This window comes from Streptomyces sp. R44 (genome assembly GCF_041053105.1).
Lineage (GTDB): Bacteria > Actinomycetota > Actinomycetes > Streptomycetales > Streptomycetaceae > Streptomyces.
The window spans coordinates 7654668-7672467 of sequence record NZ_CP163444.1; the positions used below are offsets into that span (position 1 = coordinate 7654668).

Sequence of the window (17800 nt, forward strand, 5' to 3'; positions counted from 1 at the left end):
TTCTGTCAAGTGTCACCGCGATATGAGGAGTTAAGGGTGCGATCGGCTGGATACCCCCCGGCCCTGCGGCAGCTTTGGTCTAGACAACCCTCGCCGAGCTGGCTTAGGGTCCCCATGCGCAGTCCGGTCCCTGATGGAGCATCAGGCGGCTTCTTCGCCGTGCCGTGGTCGACGAGGACCCCACGCCTTGACTGTTCGCCCACGCCCAGAGGGAGCGGTTTTCCATGAGCACACCCAGCACCACCGTCCTGCCCGACGGCGGCCTGAAGAGCCCGGGCGCGGGCCTGATCACCCTCGACCCGGTCCGCACCGCCCTGCTGCACGGCCTGGACGAACTGCTCACCGGGCTCGCCGCGCGCCTCTCCGCACCCGAGGTCGTGGGCCCGCCGCTGCTCTCCGTCGAGGGCCTAGCCCGCCTCGACTTCTTCCGCAACTTCCCCCATCTCGGCGTCTCCGCCGGACGGTTCGCCCCCGACGCCCTCGACGGCCTCGCCGCGGGCGAGTCGCCGGGCGACCTGCCGCTCCGGCCGACCGGCTACCTCCTGCCCTCCGCCACCTGCTACGGCCTGCTGCTCTCCCTGGAGGGCCGGGACGTCGGCGAGGACGGACTACGGCTCTCCGCGGCCGGCCGCTGCTTCCGCAACGAGACCCACTACGACGGGCTGCGCCGCCTGTGGGGCTTCCACATGCGCGAAGTCCTCTTCCTCGGCACGAAACAGGGCTCCCTCGAACACCTGGAGCAGGGCACCGAGTTCATCCTCGAACTGGCCGCACGCCTCGGACTCGACCTGTCCCGGGCCGTGGCCGACGACCCCTTCTACGACAAGGGCGGCTCCCGCGCCAAGCTCATGGCGCTCGACCCCGTCAAGCACGAGTTCAGCGCCCCCGACGGCACGGCCATCGCCTCCGTCAACCGCCACCGCAACTTCTTCGGCGAGCGCCTCGACATCCGCGCGGGCTTCGCGGGCCCCGCGTACAGCGCCTGCGTCGCCTTCGGCGTCGAGCGCTGGGTGCACGCGATGATCCTCGCCCACGGCACCCCCGAGCAGGCCCTCGACCGGCTGCGCGCCGCGAGCGCCTGAACTCCGCCCGTACCTTCCCCACAGCAAGGAGCGCCCCACCCCATGGACCCCATCGCCGCCTGGCTCCACGAGAAGAACCCCGGTCTCGACGGGCCGATCGACGCTGACGAGGACCTCATCGAGGCCCGGCTCATCGACTCCATGGACTTCCTGGAGTTCATCGACCTCCTGGAGGAGCTCTCCGGCAGCTCCATCGACCTCCAGGAGGTCACCATCGACGACTTCCGCACCATCGGCCGCGTCCAGGAACGCTTCCTGAGTGCCGCCACGTGACCATCCGCCGCTGCTGGCCGTCGTGGCGACCACCCGGGAGGTCCTGGACCACCCCGAACTGCACGAGGGCCTGCTCGCGCCCTGGGAACGGCGGCGGCTCGACCGGATCCGCGTCCCCGGCCGCCGCGACGACGTGACCGCGGCCCGCCTGCTCGTCCGGCTGTGCGTCGCCCGGTTCACCGGGCTCCCCCCGGAGGCGTCCGGCCCCGACCAGTACTGCGACACCTGCCGCCGGCACGGGCACGGCCGCCCGTACCTGAGCCGCCGGCCCGGACTCGGCGTCAGCCTGAGCCACGCCGACGGCCTCGTGGCGGCGGCCGTCGGCCCCGGGCCGGTCGGCGTCGACGTGGAGCCCGCGGCCCGCAGGCCCGGCCCCCTGCCCGTACTCCGCCGGCTCCTGCCCGCGACCGAGCTGCGGGAGGCGGCGGCCGCGCCGGACCCCGACGCGGCGCTGCTCCGCCTCTGGGTGCGCGGCGAGGCCCGCTTCAAGGCGGGCGGTCGGGCGGGGCTGCGGCTCCTGGACTGGACCGACCGCGACCGGGCGGCCGTCGCCGCGGTCGCCGGTGCCGGCCCGGTCACCGTCATCGCATGCGCGGACCCAGTGTCCGGACGACCTGGGTGAGCACCTTCTCGCTCCAGTTCCGCTTCGACCGCGGGTACTCCCCGACCCCGTCCGCGGTGGACATGCCGCTCACCTCGAACTGGTACGGGCCCTGGTGGCAGGTGGGCCCGTCGGGCACGTCCGGTGCCCAGCGAGGTGCCGAGGTCCCGGAACTCCTTCTCGTACGTGCCCTCGCCTGCACGCGCGGCCCCATCCGCACGTCCCCCCGAAGGCTCCGGACACCGGACGGCCGAATGCCGCGACCGGGTCGGGCTAATCCGGGGCCGCGGGCGTGGCCCGGCGGACCGAGGGTGGTACGTCGATGGCCATGCAGCCAGGCACACCTCCGACGGTCACCCCCTTCCTTCGTACGGCCGCCGCCTACGCGTGGCGGCTGCTCGTCGTCGGCCTCCTCGTCTACAGCCTGTTCTCGGTGCTCGGCCGCTTCCACGAGATCGGCGTGGCCGTCTTCCTCGGTCTGGTGATTACGGCACTGCTCCGGCCCGTCGCCGACGCGGTCGCCCGCCTGCTGCCCCGGCCGCTGGCGGTCGCCCTCACCCTGCTCGTCAGCATCGGGCTCGTCCTCGGTGTGCTCGCGCTGGTCGGCGAGGCGGTCGCGGGGGAGCAGACCACCCTGGTGCGCGAGTTCCGCGAGGGCGTCGGGCGGATCGAGCGCTGGCTGGAGCGGCCGCCGTTCCGCCTCGACCCGGACGCGCTCTCCGACCTGCAGTCCAAGGCCGGCGAGTACCTCTCCAGTCACCGATCCGCCCTGCTCAGTACGGCGGTGAGCGGAGCGGGGCACATCGTCGCCGTCCTCGCCACACTGGTCCTCGGCCTGTTCTCCTCGGTGTTCTTCATCCACTCGGGGGACCGGCACTGGTCCTGGTTCCAGGAGCAGCTCCCGAGTTCGGTGCGCGAGCGCGTCGCCATCGGCGGACGCGCGGCCTGGAGCACCTTCACCGGCTACACGCACGGCATCGTCCTGGTCGCCGCGACCAACGCGGTGCTCGTCGGCATCGCCCTCTGGGCCCTCGGCGTCCCGCTCGCGGTGCCGCTCGCCCTCCTCGAATTCCTCGCCGCCTTCATCCCGCTGATCGGCTCGCCGATCGCCCTCGCCATCGCCACCGTCGTGGCGCTCGCCTCGCAGGGCCCGCTGGTGGCGGCTCTCGTCGTCGCCCTGATCGTGGTCATCGGTCAGATCGAGGGACATCTGCTGCACCCGCTGGTCATGAGCTGGGCGGTGCGGCTCCATCCGCTGGTCGTGGCCATCTCGGTGGTCGCGGGCTCGATCGCCGCGGGCATCGTGGGCGCGGTCGTGGCGGTCCCTCTGGTCTCGGTGGTGTGGTCCGTCCACACGGCGCTCAGGGCCGCGCGCGCCTGAGTCCGCCCGTGCAGGGGGTCTTGCGCGGGGCGTGCGGCCTCTCTACTCTCCCGGCCAATGGTTAGGAATATTTCCTAACGATTGGCCATGGAGGGAAAGGGAGTTGACATGCGTCGACGAAGCGTCTCGCTTCTCGGGCTGGCGGGTCTGCTGGCGTTGCCCCTGACGGTCATGCCGCAGGCGCAGGCCGCCGACGGCCTGGTGTCCACCGGAAAGCAGGCGACGGCCTCGTCCGTCGAGACCTCGGCCTTCGGGGCCGGGCTCGCGGTGGACGGCAGCACGGCCACCCGCTGGGCGAGCGCCGAAGGGGTCGACCCGCAGTGGATACGGATCGACCTCGGGGCGAACCACACGATCTCCCGGGTGAAGCTCAACTGGGAGGACGCGTACGGCAAGACGTACCGCATCCAGACCTCCGCCGACGGGTCGACCTGGACCGACGTCTACTCCACCACCGCCGGTGACGGGGCGACCGACGACCTCACCGTCTCCGGCAGCGGCCGCTACGTCCGGATGTACGGCACCGGCCGCGGCACGCCGTACGGCTACTCCCTCTGGGAGTTCGAGGTGTACGGCGCGCCCACCGGCACCGGCGGGGGCGGCGGCGGACCGGCCGTCCCCTTCGGCAGCCACCTCAAGCCCTACGCCGCCGGCATCCTGAAGCCCTCCGGCACCCAGGCGGCCCTCGACCAGAAGGTCGTCGACTACTACAACAAGTGGAAGGCCGCCTTCGTCCGGCAGAACTGCGGCAACGGCTGGTACCAGATCATCTCGCCCGACGCCGACCACCCGTACGTCGCCGAGGCCCAGGGCTACGGCATGGTCGTCACCGCCACCATGGCGGGCGCCGACCCGGACGCCAAGAAGATCTTCGACGGTCTCGTCAAGTGGAAGATCGACCACCCCTCCTCGGTCAACCCGAACCTCCTCGCCGCCGAACAGGACACCGCCTGCAAGAGCGTCAACGGCGGCGACGGAGCCACCGACGGCGACATGGACGTGGCCTACGGCCTGCTCCTCGCCGACAAGCAGTGGGGCAGCACCGGCACGTACAACTACAAGGACCTCGCGCTCAAGCACATCGCCGCCATCAAGAAGGACGAGGTCAACGCCACGACCAAGCTCCTGAAGCTCGGCGACTGGAGCAGCTCGGGCGACCAGTACTACTACATCTCCCGCACCTCGGACTGGATGGTCGACCACTTCCGTGCCTTCCGCGCGGCCTCGGGCGACACCACCTGGGACACCGTGCGCAGCGCCCACCAGACGCAGATCTCCCGCCTCCAGTCCACCTACGCCTCCGGCACCGGACTCCTGCCCGACTTCGTCGTCGACACCAACACGACACCCAAGCCGGCCCCGGGCCAGGTCCTGGAGGACCCGAACGACGGCTCGTACTGGTGGAACGCCTGCCGTACGCCGTGGCGCATCGGCGACGACGCGGTGACCAGCGGCGACGCCACGTCCCTCGCCGCCGCCCGGAAGGTCAACGGCTGGATCAAGTCCAAGACCGGCGGGGACCCGAACAAGATCGCCATCGGCTACAAGCTCAACGGCACCCAGATCTCCTCGGGCAGCGAGGCCGCCTTCTTCGCCCCGTTCGCGGTGGCGGCCATGACGGACACGGGCAGCCAGGCCTGGCTCGACGCCCTGTGGAACAAGATGGTGGCGACCCCGGTCGACACCAGCAGCTACTTCTCGGCCAGCATCCAGCTCCAGGTCATGATCACGGCCTCAGGCAACCACTGGGTCCCGTAGCGGGGTGTCCCGCCGCACGGACAGGGCCCTGAGATAACCGCTCAGGGCGGCGGCGGTACCCGAGAGCGGGAAACGGGCGCCGAGCTGCCCGTCAGGACGGACGACAAGACCGGTCGCGCCGTCGGGGAGGTAGAGCCGCGCGAACTCCCCGGCGGCGTCGCGGTACACGGGCACGGACGCGGCGGCGGGCCCGGCGGCTCCGGCTCCCGCCCCGGCGGCCGCGCCCCCGCCGGCGGACTCGTCCGCGCCGTCCGCCTCCTCCGCGCCGGCCGCGAGGATCGCCACGGCCGGCAGGCCGGCGGTCTCCCGCGCCGCCGCGGCCGCCCCGGCCAGCTCGGCCCCGTCCGATCCGTACAGCACCACCACATGGCCGGGCCGCCCCCGCAGCACGTCGAGGAGACGCAGCGGATAGGCGGCGACCGGGGTGGTCAGACCCGAGCAGTCCGGGGCCCGGTCGCCCGGCTGGGGCGCGTCCTCGGGACCGTACCGAACGCCCGAGAGCGGACCGTCCCGGTGGCTCACCAGGAGCTGCGCCTCCCGCAGGAGCAGCGTCCGCCGGTCCTCGGGGTCGGCCTCGATCCCCCGTACGGCGTGCCGCACGGTCCGGCCGACCACCTCCTCGCCCACCGGACGGCGTTCGGCGTCATAGGTGCCGAGCAGCTCGGACCCGGCCTCGCCCCGCACCACGAGGGAGAGCTTCCAGGCCAGGTTGCAGGCGTCCTGCACCCCGGTGTTCATGCCCTGGGCGCCGGTCGGCGGATGGATGTGCGCCGCGTCGCCCGCCACGAAGACCCGGCCCCGGCCGTAGCGGTCGACGATGCGGTGGCTGATCCGGAAGACCGAGGACCAGCGAAGGTCCGACAGGTGCGCGGGGCGCGGGGCGAGACGGTCGACGACGGCCTGGAGGTCGGCGAGCCCGGGGACCCGCCCGCTCTCCGGCCCGTGCGCCACCCCGTCCGGCGGGGCCGCCCCCCGGGAGGCGGCGAGTTCCGGCGGGAGCCTCATCGACATCCGGTAGCGGCCCGCCCCCGGCAGGGGGATGCAGACCAGGACCTCGCCGGTGGAGCCGTCGGCGGCCCGCCGACCGGACCGGATGCCGTAGCCGTGGGGCAGGTCCCAGTCGGCCACGACGTCGCCGAGCATGTACTCCTCCTGGAACGCCCCGCCCTCGTAGGACAGGCCCAGCGTCTTCCGTACGACGCTGTGCGCGCCGTCGCAGCCGATCAGATACGGCACCCGCAGCTCCTCGCCGGCGCCGGACGCCGTGCGCAGCCGCGCGGTGACCCCGTCCCGGTCCTGGGTGAACGACTCCAGTTCGGTGCCGCGCTCGACGACCGTCCCCAGGCGGGCGACGTACTCCTCCAGGAGCCGCTCCGTCTCGTACTGCGGCAGCGCGGCGAAGCCGTAGGGCACCTCCGGCGGCATCGTGAGCTCGATCCGGTCCCGCTCGCGGCCGTCGACGTAGACCAACTGGCCGCGCAGCGGCACGGCGGCCTCCAGGACGGCGCGGACCAGACCCATCCGGTCCCACAGCTCCAGGGTGCGCGGCTGGATCCCGACCGCCTTGGCGTACGGAAGACGGGCCGGCAGGCGGTCGACGAGCCGGCAGTGCACACCGTGCCGGCGCAGCTCGGCGGCCGCGCTCAGGCCGACCGGACCCGCGCCCACGATCAGGACGTCGGTGGTGGTGCGGTGCGCCACGCGTGCCTCCAGCACTGGATTGCCCCCGGCGGATTCCCGTAGGGCCCGTCCGGCGACGCGCGTCGGAGCAGGCCCCAGGCCATCGTCACCCGCCTCCGCCGGGTCGGCGAGCGGTGCGGCCGTCCGGCGGGCCTGTCGGACCGGGCGGGTACCGTCGCGGCCATGCTCGAACTGATCACTCCCACCGTGCGCCTGCACACGCGGACGATCGAGCGGTGCGGCGGCGTCCTGGAGGACGTCCGGACGAGCGCGTACGGCACGAAGCGCCGGTACGGGATCACACCGCCCGGGCCGGCCCCCGCGCTGCCGGTCGTGCGCCCCGGCGGGATGCCCACGAACGAACTGCGCGCCTGGGCCCGGGCGCAGGGCTTCGAGGTGCCGGACCGCGGCCGGGTGCCGAGCGAGGTCCGGAGAGCGTGGGAGCGGGCCACCGAGGAAGCCGCGGAGCGTGCCGAATGATCCCGGAACCCCTGCCGGACGCCCGCACGGCCGCGATCGTCCTGCCCCGGTGGCCGTACGGGCGTGGGGAACCGGTCGGCGTCCCCGGGCGTCCGTCCCGGGCATGAGCGAGAACCCGTCACAGGAATCGCGGGACCGGGCCGAGAGCGCCGTCGGCTGCCTGCTCGCCGTCGCCGGCGTCACGGTCGCGGCCGCCTTCGCGCTGCCCCGGGCCTCCTACAGCATCGAAGGCGGCTTCGAGTCGCACGCCCGCGACTGGAGCGTGATCCTCGTCGACCTGCCGCTCATCCTCTTCGCCGGACTCGTCCTCCCGCCGCTGACCTGGGCGGCCGCCGTCCGATGGCTGCGGCCCTGGACCGCGGCCCTCCTCTGCGTCGCCGTCGCGGGACTCGCCCTGTGGGGCCTCGCGGCCTGGTGGCATCCGCGACAGCCGGAACCCGGGTACGGGCCCGGCCTCTGACGGCGCCTCGGCGGGGTAGCGTGCCCCCGGCGCGCCTCACCGGGGGCGCGGCCACGACCACGAGAGGACGAGGAAGCCCATGGCGCAGGAGCACGAGGAGCACACCCCGAGCACGGTCGTCTCGCAGCCCGTGGGGCATGTCGTCGGCGGGCGCGGCGAGGTGCGGGACGACGAGTGGGGGGACGTCGAGTCGATCGTCCGCCTCGACGGGGAGACCTACGGCCCCGAGGCGCTGGCCGGACTCGACGCCTTCTCGCACCTGGAGATCGTCTACCACTTCGACCGCGTGAGCCCCGACGCCGTCCAGACCGGTGCCCGGCACCCGCGCGGCAACGAGGAGTGGCCGCTGGTCGGGATCTTCGCCCAGCGCGGCAAGAACCGCCCCAACCGCCTCGGCGTCTCCCGCTGCCGCCTGGTCCGCACGGACGGACTCGACCTCCATGTACGCGGCCTGGACGCCGTCGACGGCACACCGGTGCTCGACATCAAGCCGTACATGACGGAGTTCGGCCCCCAGGGACCGACCACCCAGCCCGCCTGGGCCGACGAGATCATGCGCCACTACTACTGAGCCCCAGGGGCCACCGCCCGACGGTGAACCGACGTACGGAACCCGAACTAGGGTTGCCCCGTGCGTGTACTGCTGGTGGAAGACGACGAGCCGGTCGCGGAGTCCCTGCGGCGCGGACTGCTGCGCTACGGCTTCGAGGTGGAATGGGTCACCACGGGGACGGCGGGGCTCGCCGTCACCACCCCGTACGACCTGGTCCTGCTCGACCTCGGCCTGCCCGACACCGACGGGCTCGACGTCTGCCGGGCACTGCGCCGGCGCGGCGACGTGCCGATCATCGTGATCAGCGCCCGCAGCGACGAGACCGACCGGGTCGTCGGCCTGGAGATCGGCGCCGACGACTACGTCTCCAAGCCCTTCGGGGTGCGTGAGGTCATCGCCCGGATCAGGGCCGTGATGCGCAGGGTGCGGCCGGCGGAGCAGCCCACCGGACCCCAGCGGTACGGTGCCCGGCTGACCGTCGACCGCAAGGCGGCCCGCGTATGGCTGGACGAGTCCGAAGTGGCGCTCACGCCCAAGGAGTACGACCTGCTCGCCTTCCTCACCGAGGAGCCGGGCGCGCTGATGTCCCGCGAACAGATCATGGAAGCCGTCTGGGACGCCAACTGGTTCGGGCCGACCAAGACCCTCGACGTCCACGTGGCGGCGCTGCGCCGCAAGCTCGCCGGGGCCGTGACCGTCGAGGCCGTCCGCGGCGTCGGCTTCCGCCTGGTCGTGGAGCCCGTGGGCCGCCCGTGATCAGACGCCTCATCGTCAGCTACGTGGCCCTGGTCGCCGTGGCGCTCGCCGCCTTCACCGTGCCGGTCGCGTTCACGCTCACCGCCCAACTGCGCGGCGACACCGAGGAGTCCGTGCGCCGCGAGGCCACGACCATGGCGCTGCTCCTCGGGGACGGCGACGCACCCGCCCGGCAGGCGCTCGCCCGGATGGCCGGGGCGTACGGGGACGAGACCCCCGGGACCGTGGAGGTGGTGGCTGCCGACGGCCGGAGCGCCATGGACCCGCTGCCCCTGCCGGCACACCCGGACGACCCGGCGTTCGGCGCGGCGCTGGAACAGGGCAGGACCACCGTCGACTGGGGATCCCGGCTCGTCTGGGGACCCGAACTGATCGTCACCGTACCCGTGTACGCACGCCGCGAGGCGGGGGAGCCGGAGCGGATCGTCGGCGCCGTCCGCATCCGGTACGCCACCGCCGGCCTGAGCGACCGGCTGTGGCGGATCTGGGGCTTCCGGGCGATCCTCGCCGTCGGCGTGCTCGCGGTCGCCGCCGGACTCGGCGCGATCGTCGCCCGGCTGCTGACCAAGCCGCTGCGCCAGCTCAACGACATGGCCAGCCGGTTCGGCGACGGCGACCTCACCGCCCGCTCGCCCGTCACCGGCCCGCAGGAGACCCAGACCCTCGCCCGCACGCTCAACCAGGGCGCCGAGCGCCTCGACACCCTCGTCGCCTCCCAGCGCATCTTCGTCGCGGACGCCTCGCACCAGCTGCGGACCCCGCTGACCGCGCTGCGCCTCTCGCTCGACAACATCGCGGACGGCGTCGACGACGAGTTCGTCCGCGAGGACGTCGACCAGGCCACCGCCGAGGTCGTACGGATGAGCCGCCTGGTCAGCGGCCTCCTCGTGCTCGCCCGCGCCGAGGCCAAGGTGTCCGCACCCGAACCGCTGGCGCTGCGCGAACTGGTCGAGGAGCGGCTGCAGGTCTGGCGGCCGGCCGCCGACGAACGCGGGGTGACGATCGTCCTCACCGGCGACACCGAGGACCTGCCGCGGGTGCTCGCCGGGCCCGGAAACCTCGACCAGGTCCTCGACAACGTGCTCTCCAACGCCCTGGAGGTCTCCCCGGACCGGGGGACGATCACGGTACGGATGGAGGCGGGCGGCCCCGAGGAGGCGGTCCTGGAGGTCCTCGACCAGGGCCCCGGCATGTCCGCCGCCGAACAGGCCCGCGCCTTCGACCGGTTCTGGCGCGGCCAGGGACTGACCGGGCGCTCCGGCTCCGGCCTGGGGCTCGCCATCGTCAAGCAGCTCGTCACGGACGACGGCGGCGGGGTGGCCCTGAGGGACGCGCCGGGCGGCGGACTGTGCGTACGGATCGTGCTGCGAACGGTGGCCGAAGGCCCCCGGTGGATCAGCCCTAGGGCCTGTCTGACGATTCCCGCCGGGTCCGGGTCGTCCGGCACGCACGCTCGCCGCACGGCCGAAACGCCCAAGTAGCTCCGCTACGAGGGCGTCCCGGCCGCACGGCGATCGCACGCACCGGACGACCCGGCCTGATCCGGCGCGAATCGTCAGACAGGCCCTAGACCGGGAGCACCGAGGAGTGGTGGTTGACGATCAGCCACCGGCCGTCGCGCTTCTCGTACACGTAGGTGTAGCGGGCGTCGACCGGCTTGGTGACACCGGTCTTCGGGTCGGTGAGGTGGAGGCGGTAGAGGCCGGCGTCGATCGCCGAGTCCGCGTCGAGGATGTTGATCTCCGTACGGATCTTCTCGCCCCTCGGCTTCTTCTGCAGGAAGTGCGCGAAGTAGTCGGCTATCTCCGCGTGGTCGGTGCGGATCCGCGGAGAGGCCGTCGGCAGCAGGACGGCGTCCTCGGCGTACAGGTCGGTGACCCGCTCCGGGTCGCCGGAGCGCAGCGCCGCGTTCCACCGGTCGAAGAGACCGGCGATCTCCCGCTCGGTGGCCTTGCCGCGCCGCTGGTCCTTCGCACCGGCCCTGACCTGCCGGTGGTCCTCCTCATCGGCCTGCGCCACGCCGACCCCGGCGACGAGGGTGCCGAGGGCGGCGACGGCGAGACCGCCGGCGAGGACGGCGCGGGTACGGGGCGTGCGCTTCATCAGAGGCTCCTGCTGCGAGTGAACGGGACCCGGACGCCGCTGCGTTCGGGCCCTGCCACTCTCGCCGCGCGCCATCCAGCCCCCGTACAGCGGACGTCAAGCGCCCGGCCAAGACTCGGGAAAAGCAGCCTCGGCCTCGGGCCTCCGCCGTGCGCCGTCAGCCTCGGCCGCGCGCCCCCGCCGTACGCGCCACGAGGAGCAGGAAGAGCCCGCACGCCGACACGATCAGCCATCCCGGCCGGGTCGCGGCGGCGAGAGCTGTCGGCTCCGCGCCCGCGACCAGGCCGCCGGCGACGGCGATGCCGACCGCCACGCCGACCTGGCGCGAGGTGGACGTGATCGCGCCCGCCACCCCGGCCCGGGACGGCGGCAGACCGCCGACCGCGGTGTTCGTCAGAGGGGCGTTGGCGAAGCCGAAGCCGATGCCGATCAGCAGGAACGCGAGCAGGATCAGCGGGACGCCCGTGTCCCCGTCCAGGCCCACCAGGCACAGACCACCGGCGGCGGTGAACCCGCCCGCGAGGAGCAGCGGACGCCGGGGCCCGACCCTGCCCACCAGGACCCCGGACCAGGGCGCGCAGACCGTCGCCCCGAGCGCCATGGGCAGGGTCGCGGCGCCGGCGGCGAGCGGCGTCCAGCCGCGCGCCTCCTGGAGGTAGAGGGTGCTCATGAGCAGGGTCACGTTGAGGGCGACGAAGACCGCCGTCGCGCCGAGCACCGCCGTGACGAACGGCGGCCGGCGGAACAGCCCGAGGTCCATCAGAGGCTCGTCGCGCCGGAGTTCGACGCGTACGAAGCCGGCGGTGGCCGCCGCGGTGAGCACGTATCCGGCGAGGGCCGCGGGCGAGGTCCAGCCGATGCGGGGGCCTTCGATGAGGAGACCGACCGTCAGACAGAGCGCGACGGTGAGGAGCACCTGACCCGGCAGGTCGAGGCGACGGGCGCGCTCCCCGCGGGACTCCGGCACGAACAGGGCGACCAGGACCAGGGCGAGAACCACCACCGGAGCGTTGAACCAGAAGACCGAACGCCAGCCGAACGCGGCGATGAGCGCACCGCCGGTGACCGGGCCCGCCGCCATGCTCAGCCCGAACACCGAGGCCCACACGCCGATCGCACGGGCCCGCTCGCGGGGGTCGGGCATCGCGTTCACCACGATCGCCAGCGCCACCGGACTCAGCATCGAGGCCCCGATCCCCTGGACGGCCCGCGCGGCGACGAGCACGCCGAGGGACGGGGCGAGGGCGCACACGAGGGAGGCCAGGCCGAAGACGACCAGCCCGGTCCGGAAGACCCGGCGGCGCCCGAGGCGGTCGGCGAGGGCGCCGGAGACGATGAGGAGACTCGCCATGACCACGGTGTAGGCGTCGACGACCCACTCCAGGCCATGGGTGCCCACGTCCAGGCCGCGGCCGATCTCCGGCAGCCCCACATTGACGATGGTGGCGTCGACACCCACCAGGAACATGCTGAGCGCGCAGACCGCGAGCACCGTCCAGCGGCGGCGTGCGCTCAGCGGGGCGGGTGGCGGAGCGGGCCGGGATGTGGTGAGCACGTGAGTTCCCCCTTCGACGGGACCGGACGCCGTCCAGACTCGGACCGGGGAAGGGGAGTGGCAAAGAATTTTGCGAAGACCGCAAAAAGCCGCGCTCAGGCGGAGGCGAAGAGATCTCCGGGGGCGTCGTCGAGGACGAATCCGTTGTCGAAGCGGACGCGGACCGTCAGGCGCAGCTTCCGTTCCTGGTACGCGGTCCACGCGGGTGCCAGCGACTCGACCTGCTCCTCCAGTTGCCGCCTGCTGCCCGGGGGCATCTGGTGGCCGAAGTCGTCCAGGAGGGATTTGAGGCGCTCGTACTCGCGGACCTCCTGGCTCTGCGGCCGGTCCTCGTCCACCCGCTCGACCGTGCCCTCGGCACCGGCGGCCAGCGCCAGGAAACCGGCTCCCGCCTCGGGGTCGGCCCCGCCCGCCGGGACGACCTGCCCGGCCAGCCGCAGATCCACCGTCAGCCGCACGCGCCGGCCCTCGTTGAGCGTCATCGGTCCTTCGTCTCCATGGTGTCGGGGCTGTCATTATCCGGCGCCTGGGCCGTCCCGGTTACGCGCGTGGCCCCGTACGGGTGGACTCGCCGCCCCCGTACGGGAGGGGCGGGCCGCCGCCCCGGCCTCCGGTGGTGATGTGGCCCTCCCGAAGCTCTCGTGACCCGGAAGAGGCGCCCCCCACATGCGACGTATCCCCTCCCGACGGCTGTTCGCCGCGACGCTGCTCGTGGCGTCGGTGCTGGCCCCGATGACGGCGACGCCCGCCACCGCCGTCCACGCCGTGACCGCGGCGGCCGTCGGCGCCCAGCGGCACGGCGAGGACGACTGCCCGCCGGACGGACTCGGCCCCGAACTCACCGCCCGGCTCGACAAGGCCATCGAGGACGTTCGCAAGCAGGCCGGCATCCCCGGGGTCGCCGTCGGCCTCTGGATGCCGGGCCGGGGCAGCTACGTCCGCGCGACCGGCGTCGCGAACAAGGTCACCGGCGAGCCGATGACCACCGAGGGCTACATCCGCATCGGCAGCGAGACCAAGACCTTCACGGTCACCGCGCTCCTGAAGCTCGTCGACGACCACCGCATCCGCCTCGACGACCCCATCGCCCGGTACGTCCACGGCGTGCCCAACGGCCACCGGATCACCCTGCGCCACCTCGCCGAGATGCGCAGCGGCCTCTTCCCGTACACCTCGGACCCCGGCTTCATCCACGACCTGCTCAGCGAGCCGGAGCGCTACTTCAGCCCGGAGGAGGCGCTCGCGTACGGCTTCAAGCACAAGAACACCTTCAAGCCGGGCGCGAAGTTCGAGTACTCGAACTCGAACCTCGTCCTGCTCGGCCTGGTGGTCGAGAAGGTCAGTGGCCAGCCACTCGAACGGTTCCTCCGCAACCGGGTGCTCCGGCCGGCCCATTTGCGCCACACACTCCTCCCGACCGGGCCCGAGTTCCCCGAGCCGCACCCCCGCGGCTACACGAACCAGACGCTCGACGGCGCGACCGTGGACAGCACGGACTGGAACCCCAGCTGGGCCTGGGCGGCCGGGGCGATGATCTCCGACCAGCACGACCTGCGGCGCTGGGCGAAGATCCTCGCCACCGGGGAGCTGCTGAGCCGCGAGACGCAGGCGCAGCGTCTGCGGACGCTGCCGACGGGCTTTCCCGGCCTCAGCTACGGCCTCGGCATCTTCGACGCGAACGGCTGGATCGGGCACAACGGGTCGATCCCGGGGTACGAGACGGTGACGGTGTACCTGCCGGAGCGGGACGCCACGCTGGTCGTCATGATCAACACGGACAGCCTCAGCCAGGGCCAGGAACCCTCCACGCTCCTGGCCCGGGCGATCACGTCGATCGTGACCCCGGACCACGTCTACGCGGGCGGCATCCAACCGCGCTAGCCCCCCCCGTTGTGGGCATGCGTTCCTCCCCCAGACTTCGTCCGGGAGGTGCCCCCAGGGCGGAACGGGTGGGCACAACGGAACGGCGCCCTTGCCGGCGCCCGAGGCTTCCGAGCTTGAACCCGCACCACGTCGTGCGCCGCGCATTGGGTGCGGGTCCAGGCTCGGAACGCGGAGGCGCCGCTGAGCGCGCCCGTCCCGTGTGCCCACCCTCCCCCAAGCTCTCGGCTTCGCTCGAGCAGGGGGGACCCCCATCGCCCCAGCGGGACGATTGCCCACACGGGCAGCGGGGCACCGCCCAGCGGAGGTCGATCGTGGCCGCGTGTCCGAGACTGGGTGGGAGGAGGTGGGCGAGTGGGAGGCGGTGACGACGGCGACGCCCGGCCCCCGCACCAGGTCCGCAGGCTCGTGCTGCACGGGACCCGCGGGGTCGTCTCGCGCTGCCGTGACTTCACGGCGGAGGCCCTGGCCGACTGGGGGTGGCTCCCGGCGGACGGCGAGGAGGCGGAGGAGCGGGTGGAGGACGTCCTGCTGTTGGTGTCGGAGGTCGTCACCAACGCGTGTCTGCACGCCGGAGGCCCGGAGGAGTTCGTCCTGCGGCACGGGGACGGCCGACTGCGCGTGGAGGTGTCCGACGCCAGCCCGGAGCATCCGCGCGTACGGGCGGCCCGGTCTCCCGCGCTGCCCGGCGGGCACGGACTGATGGTCCTGGACCGGCTGGCCGGCGACTGGGGCAGCCGGGACAAGGCCCCGGGGGCCGTGGGCAAGGTGGTGTGGCTGGAGGTCAGCGGCCCGCCCGGAAGGGCGACGGGGCGGCCGGATTAGATCGCACCGGGGCGGGCAGCCGCCGCACGTGGGGGCAGTCGTCTCCGACGGAGAGGAGCGGATCATGCCGCGCGGATCGAACGCCAAGCGGGAACGGCAGTACGAGCACATCAAGGAGAGCGCCCTGGACCGGGGCGAGAGCACGAAGCGGGCGGAGGAGATCGCCGCGCGCACGGTGAACAAGGAGCGGGCGCGGTCCGGCGAGTCGAAGACCGCGAGCAAGAGCTCGACGCAGGACATGTCCTCCTCGCGTCGCGGCGGGAAGCGCTCGCACAGCGGCTCGGAGGGGCCCACGTACGACCAGTTGTACGCCGAGGCCCAGCGCCGCAACATCCACGGCCGTTCCTCGATGGACAAGGCCGAGCTGAAGCGGGCCCTGGGCGGTCAGTGAGGAGCCTCGGACGCTCCTTCCACGACGCCCCGGACGACGCCCAGGTCCACCAGGTCCTGGGGGCGCAGACGGAGTCGGTCGGCCGTGGTGGCCGCCTCGCCGGGGGCCTGTTTGAGGATCGCGGTGGCCAGTTCGGGCGCGATCACGGAGAAGTAACTGTCGGGCGTGGCCCAGGTGTTGCCCGGGGCGGCGAGGGCGAGAGCACCGCCCGAGCCGCCCTCGCCGATGAGCAGTGAGGTGAGCGGGGTACGGGCGGCGGCGACGGCGCCGAACAGCTCGGCGATGGCCGGGCCCGCGCCCGCACGCTCCGCCGCCGGGTCGTTCGCCGCGCCGGGGGTGTCGATCAGGGTGAGCACCGGGATGCCGAGGCGGTCGGCCAGACGCACGAGGCGGGCCGCCGTGCGGAAGCCCGCAGGGCGGGTCGCGGTGCCGCACTGCGCCGCGTAGGCGACGGTACGGCCGTCGGGGAGCCGCCCGAAGCCGCACCGCATCCCCGGGTCGACGCCCCCGCAGCGGTCACCGGAGATCTCCTCGCGCAGGGTGAAGTGGGCGTCGAGGTACGCGTCGGCCCGGGGCCGGTCGGGGTGCCGGGCCCGCGCCACGGCCTCCCGGCCGCTCGCGGCGGGCGGCACGCCCGGGTCGCCGAGCGCGTACGGCGGCGCCACCGGGCCCTCTGCGGGGCGGACGAGCAGCGAGAGCCAGCGTCCGAGGGTCTCGCGCAGCGCGGCGGGCGGCACGATCGCGTCGAGGTGACCGTGGGCGAGCTGCCCCTCCGCGGTGTACGCGGCCGGGTCCGCGTCCGGCGGCCGTACGCGGGAGCCGGCGAAGCCGACCTGCGCGCCGGGCAGGGCCAGGACGACATCGGAGCCGGCGCCCAGCGTGGCCCAGCCGCCACCCGTCGTCGGATCCCGCAGGACGGCGATCCGGGGCAGACCCGCCGCCCGGGTGAGCTCGGACTCGCGGGCCAGGTACTGGAGTTGGAGGAGGGCGCGCATGCCCTCGTGCATCCGGCTGCCGCCGGTGGCCGGCAGGACCACCACGGGCAGTCGGCGCGCCCGGGCCAGCGCGTGGGCGGCGGCCGCCCGCGCACCCGTCCGCTCGCCGAGGGACCCGCCGAGGAAGCGGAACTCGAAGGAGATCAGTACCGCCTCCACCCCGCCCACCACGGCCGTGCCGCAGACCACCGACTCGGTCTCGCCGGTGCGGTCGGCGGCGCGCGCGTGGGCGGCCGCGTAGCCGGGCCAGCCGATGGGTCCGTCGCCGGTCAAAGGACCTTCCGCGAAGGGGAGTTCGCTGAAGTCGTCGGTGACGAGGGCGATCGCCTCGCGTGCCGTCGTCGGGTCGCTCATGCGGGCCTCGCCGCTCCTCGCCGGAGTGTGCGTACGGGATGGTGCGGTGCTGCGTCCACCGTACCGCCCGGTAGCCGGCTGCCGGGCGGTACGGAGGCGAGGTGCCCGTCAGGCCAGGATGCCGCTCCCGTGCGGTGCGTACAGGTCCAGGAGCCGGACCCGGGTCACATGGAGACGGTGGGCGAGGATCGCCCCCACCCAGAAGACGACCGCGGAGCCGAACTCCGGGTCCGAGTGGCACATCGACCGGACGGCCGGGGCGTCGAACTCGTACGCCCGCACCGGGGTCATCGCCTCGGCCCCCGACTGGCACAGGTACGGCGGGAACAGCCAGGAAAGGCCGACCAGCTCCCCGTGGCGCAGGGTCTCGATCACGGGCGCCCCACGGCCCGGCACCTTCGCGTCGAGGGTCACCGCGCCCGTCTTCACGATCCAGAACCGGTCGGCGTGCTGCTGCTCCTCGAACAGCCGATGGCCGGACTCGAAGTACACGTCCTCGGCGAAGGCCATCAGGCGCTCCCGGTGCTCCGGGGGCAACGTGCTGACCTTGGGCGCGGCTCTCGTCATGGCGGACCCTCCTCGCGCACTCGGCTCCCACCCCCCAGTGTGGGCCCGCCCGCCCCCACGTGCAGGGTCCGGACCGGCCGACCGGGTGCCGACGCGCAGGGTGGT

The 17800-nt window shown here is 73.4% G+C and carries 19 protein-coding genes; 13 read left to right on the forward strand and 6 right to left on the reverse strand.

Annotation, left to right across the window (positions count from 1 at the left end):
* Positions 1 to 224 precede the first annotated feature (224 nt).
* The 5 genes from AB5J54_RS35545 (at position 225) to AB5J54_RS35565 (ending at position 5095) form a co-directional block, all read left to right on the forward strand.
* A complete protein-coding gene (locus AB5J54_RS35545) occupies positions 225 to 1082 on the forward strand; it encodes a hypothetical protein (protein WP_369148045.1) in 858 nt (285 codons plus the stop codon).
* Between the two features lie 42 nt (positions 1083 to 1124).
* Positions 1125 to 1355, forward strand: a complete 231-nt coding sequence (locus tag AB5J54_RS35550; protein ID WP_369148046.1) for an acyl carrier protein — start codon at positions 1125 to 1127, stop codon at positions 1353 to 1355.
* Positions 1342 to 1977: a 4'-phosphopantetheinyl transferase superfamily protein gene (locus tag AB5J54_RS35555; protein WP_369148047.1), complete on the forward strand. Its 636-nt coding sequence runs from the start codon at positions 1342 to 1344 to the stop codon at positions 1975 to 1977. The genes AB5J54_RS35550 and AB5J54_RS35555 overlap by 14 nt, the downstream gene beginning before the upstream one ends.
* A 307-nt stretch (positions 1978 to 2284) precedes the next feature.
* A complete protein-coding gene (locus tag AB5J54_RS35560) occupies positions 2285 to 3337 on the forward strand; it encodes an AI-2E family transporter (RefSeq protein WP_369149562.1) in 1053 nt (350 codons plus the stop codon).
* Positions 3338 to 3445: 108 nt separating this feature from the next.
* Entirely contained in the window at positions 3446 to 5095 is a 1650-nt protein-coding gene (locus tag AB5J54_RS35565) for a glycosyl hydrolase family 8 (RefSeq protein WP_369148048.1), read from the forward strand.
* Here AB5J54_RS35565 and AB5J54_RS35570 read toward each other — a convergent pair.
* Positions 5072 to 6796, reverse strand: a complete 1725-nt coding sequence (locus tag AB5J54_RS35570) for an FAD-dependent monooxygenase (RefSeq protein WP_369148049.1) — start codon at positions 6794 to 6796, stop codon at positions 5072 to 5074. The two genes, AB5J54_RS35565 and AB5J54_RS35570, sit on opposite strands and share 24 nt — an antisense overlap.
* 162 nt (positions 6797 to 6958) lie before the next feature.
* Between AB5J54_RS35570 and AB5J54_RS35575 the strand changes: the two genes are divergently transcribed.
* From AB5J54_RS35575 to AB5J54_RS35595, 5 genes are all read left to right on the forward strand, one after another.
* Entirely contained in the window at positions 6959 to 7255 is a 297-nt protein-coding gene (locus tag AB5J54_RS35575) for a histone-like nucleoid-structuring protein Lsr2 (RefSeq protein WP_369148050.1), read from the forward strand.
* A gap of 103 nt (positions 7256 to 7358) precedes the next feature.
* Positions 7359 to 7715: a hypothetical protein gene (locus AB5J54_RS35580; RefSeq protein WP_369148051.1), complete on the forward strand. Its 357-nt coding sequence runs from the start codon at positions 7359 to 7361 to the stop codon at positions 7713 to 7715.
* A gap of 79 nt (positions 7716 to 7794) precedes the next feature.
* Positions 7795 to 8286, forward strand: a complete 492-nt coding sequence (locus AB5J54_RS35585; protein ID WP_369148052.1) for an SAM-dependent methyltransferase — start codon at positions 7795 to 7797, stop codon at positions 8284 to 8286.
* A 60-nt stretch (positions 8287 to 8346) separates the two neighbouring features.
* A complete protein-coding gene (locus AB5J54_RS35590; RefSeq protein WP_369148054.1) occupies positions 8347 to 9024 on the forward strand; it encodes a response regulator transcription factor in 678 nt (225 codons plus the stop codon).
* Entirely contained in the window at positions 9021 to 10505 is a 1485-nt protein-coding gene (locus AB5J54_RS35595) for a sensor histidine kinase (RefSeq protein ID WP_369148055.1), read from the forward strand. The genes AB5J54_RS35590 and AB5J54_RS35595 overlap by 4 nt, the downstream gene beginning before the upstream one ends.
* Before the next feature lie 85 nt (positions 10506 to 10590).
* On the opposite strand, the gene AB5J54_RS35600 is transcribed toward AB5J54_RS35595, so the two are convergent.
* From AB5J54_RS35600 to AB5J54_RS35610, 3 genes are all read right to left on the reverse strand, one after another.
* Positions 10591 to 11127: an SgcJ/EcaC family oxidoreductase gene (locus tag AB5J54_RS35600; RefSeq protein ID WP_369148056.1), complete on the reverse strand. Its 537-nt coding sequence runs from the start codon at positions 11125 to 11127 to the stop codon at positions 10591 to 10593.
* Between the two features lie 157 nt (positions 11128 to 11284).
* Positions 11285 to 12682, reverse strand: coding sequence for an MFS transporter (locus AB5J54_RS35605; protein ID WP_369148057.1), 1398 nt, complete (start codon positions 12680 to 12682; stop codon positions 11285 to 11287).
* Positions 12683 to 12777: 95 nt separating this feature from the next.
* A complete protein-coding gene (locus AB5J54_RS35610; RefSeq protein WP_369148058.1) occupies positions 12778 to 13164 on the reverse strand; it encodes a hypothetical protein in 387 nt (128 codons plus the stop codon).
* A gap of 184 nt (positions 13165 to 13348) precedes the next feature.
* Here AB5J54_RS35610 and AB5J54_RS35615 point away from each other — a divergent pair, with 184 nt between their 5' ends.
* From AB5J54_RS35615 to AB5J54_RS35625, 3 genes are all read left to right on the forward strand, one after another.
* Positions 13349 to 14563 (forward strand): serine hydrolase domain-containing protein, encoded by a 1215-nt coding sequence (locus AB5J54_RS35615; RefSeq protein WP_369148059.1) that lies wholly within the window; start codon positions 13349 to 13351, stop codon positions 14561 to 14563.
* A 354-nt stretch (positions 14564 to 14917) separates the two neighbouring features.
* Entirely contained in the window at positions 14918 to 15388 is a 471-nt protein-coding gene (locus tag AB5J54_RS35620) for an ATP-binding protein (RefSeq protein ID WP_369148060.1), read from the forward strand.
* Between the two features lie 64 nt (positions 15389 to 15452).
* On the forward strand, positions 15453 to 15779 hold the full coding sequence (locus tag AB5J54_RS35625; protein WP_369148061.1) for a plasmid stabilization protein: 327 nt from the start codon (positions 15453 to 15455) through the stop codon (positions 15777 to 15779).
* Here the strand turns inward: AB5J54_RS35625 and AB5J54_RS35630 are convergent.
* Both AB5J54_RS35630 and AB5J54_RS35635 read right to left on the reverse strand, forming a co-directional pair.
* A complete protein-coding gene (locus AB5J54_RS35630; protein ID WP_369148062.1) occupies positions 15773 to 17128 on the reverse strand; it encodes a carboxyl transferase domain-containing protein in 1356 nt (451 codons plus the stop codon). The genes AB5J54_RS35625 and AB5J54_RS35630 overlap by 7 nt on opposite strands.
* A 108-nt stretch (positions 17129 to 17236) precedes the next feature.
* Positions 17237 to 17695, reverse strand: a complete 459-nt coding sequence (locus AB5J54_RS35635) for a Crp/Fnr family transcriptional regulator (protein WP_369148063.1) — start codon at positions 17693 to 17695, stop codon at positions 17237 to 17239.
* Positions 17696 to 17800: the final 105 nt, after the last annotated feature.

Excerpts from the sequence above, each read along its gene's own strand:
- AB5J54_RS35545 (WP_369148045.1), top strand. The coding sequence starts at position 225 with ATGAGCACACCCAGCACCACCGTCCTGCCCGACGGCGGCCTGAAGAGC.
- AB5J54_RS35550 (WP_369148046.1), top strand. The coding sequence starts at position 1,125 with ATGGACCCCATCGCCGCCTGGCTCCACGAGAAGAACCCCGGTCTCGAC.
- AB5J54_RS35560 (WP_369149562.1), top strand. The coding sequence starts at position 2,285 with ATGCAGCCAGGCACACCTCCGACGGTCACCCCCTTCCTTCGTACGGCC.
- AB5J54_RS35565 (WP_369148048.1), top strand. The coding sequence starts at position 3,446 with ATGCGTCGACGAAGCGTCTCGCTTCTCGGGCTGGCGGGTCTGCTGGCG.
- AB5J54_RS35575 (WP_369148050.1), top strand. The coding sequence starts at position 6,959 with ATGCTCGAACTGATCACTCCCACCGTGCGCCTGCACACGCGGACGATC.
- AB5J54_RS35580 (WP_369148051.1), top strand. The coding sequence starts at position 7,359 with ATGAGCGAGAACCCGTCACAGGAATCGCGGGACCGGGCCGAGAGCGCC.
- AB5J54_RS35585 (WP_369148052.1), top strand. The coding sequence starts at position 7,795 with ATGGCGCAGGAGCACGAGGAGCACACCCCGAGCACGGTCGTCTCGCAG.
- AB5J54_RS35600 (WP_369148056.1), bottom strand. The coding sequence starts at position 11,127 with ATGAAGCGCACGCCCCGTACCCGCGCCGTCCTCGCCGGCGGTCTCGCC.
- AB5J54_RS35610 (WP_369148058.1), bottom strand. The coding sequence starts at position 13,164 with ATGACGCTCAACGAGGGCCGGCGCGTGCGGCTGACGGTGGATCTGCGG.
- AB5J54_RS35615 (WP_369148059.1), top strand. The coding sequence starts at position 13,349 with ATGCGACGTATCCCCTCCCGACGGCTGTTCGCCGCGACGCTGCTCGTG.
- AB5J54_RS35625 (WP_369148061.1), top strand. The coding sequence starts at position 15,453 with ATGCCGCGCGGATCGAACGCCAAGCGGGAACGGCAGTACGAGCACATC.
- AB5J54_RS35630 (WP_369148062.1), bottom strand. The coding sequence starts at position 17,128 with ATGAGCGACCCGACGACGGCACGCGAGGCGATCGCCCTCGTCACCGAC.
- AB5J54_RS35635 (WP_369148063.1), bottom strand. The coding sequence starts at position 17,695 with ATGACGAGAGCCGCGCCCAAGGTCAGCACGTTGCCCCCGGAGCACCGG.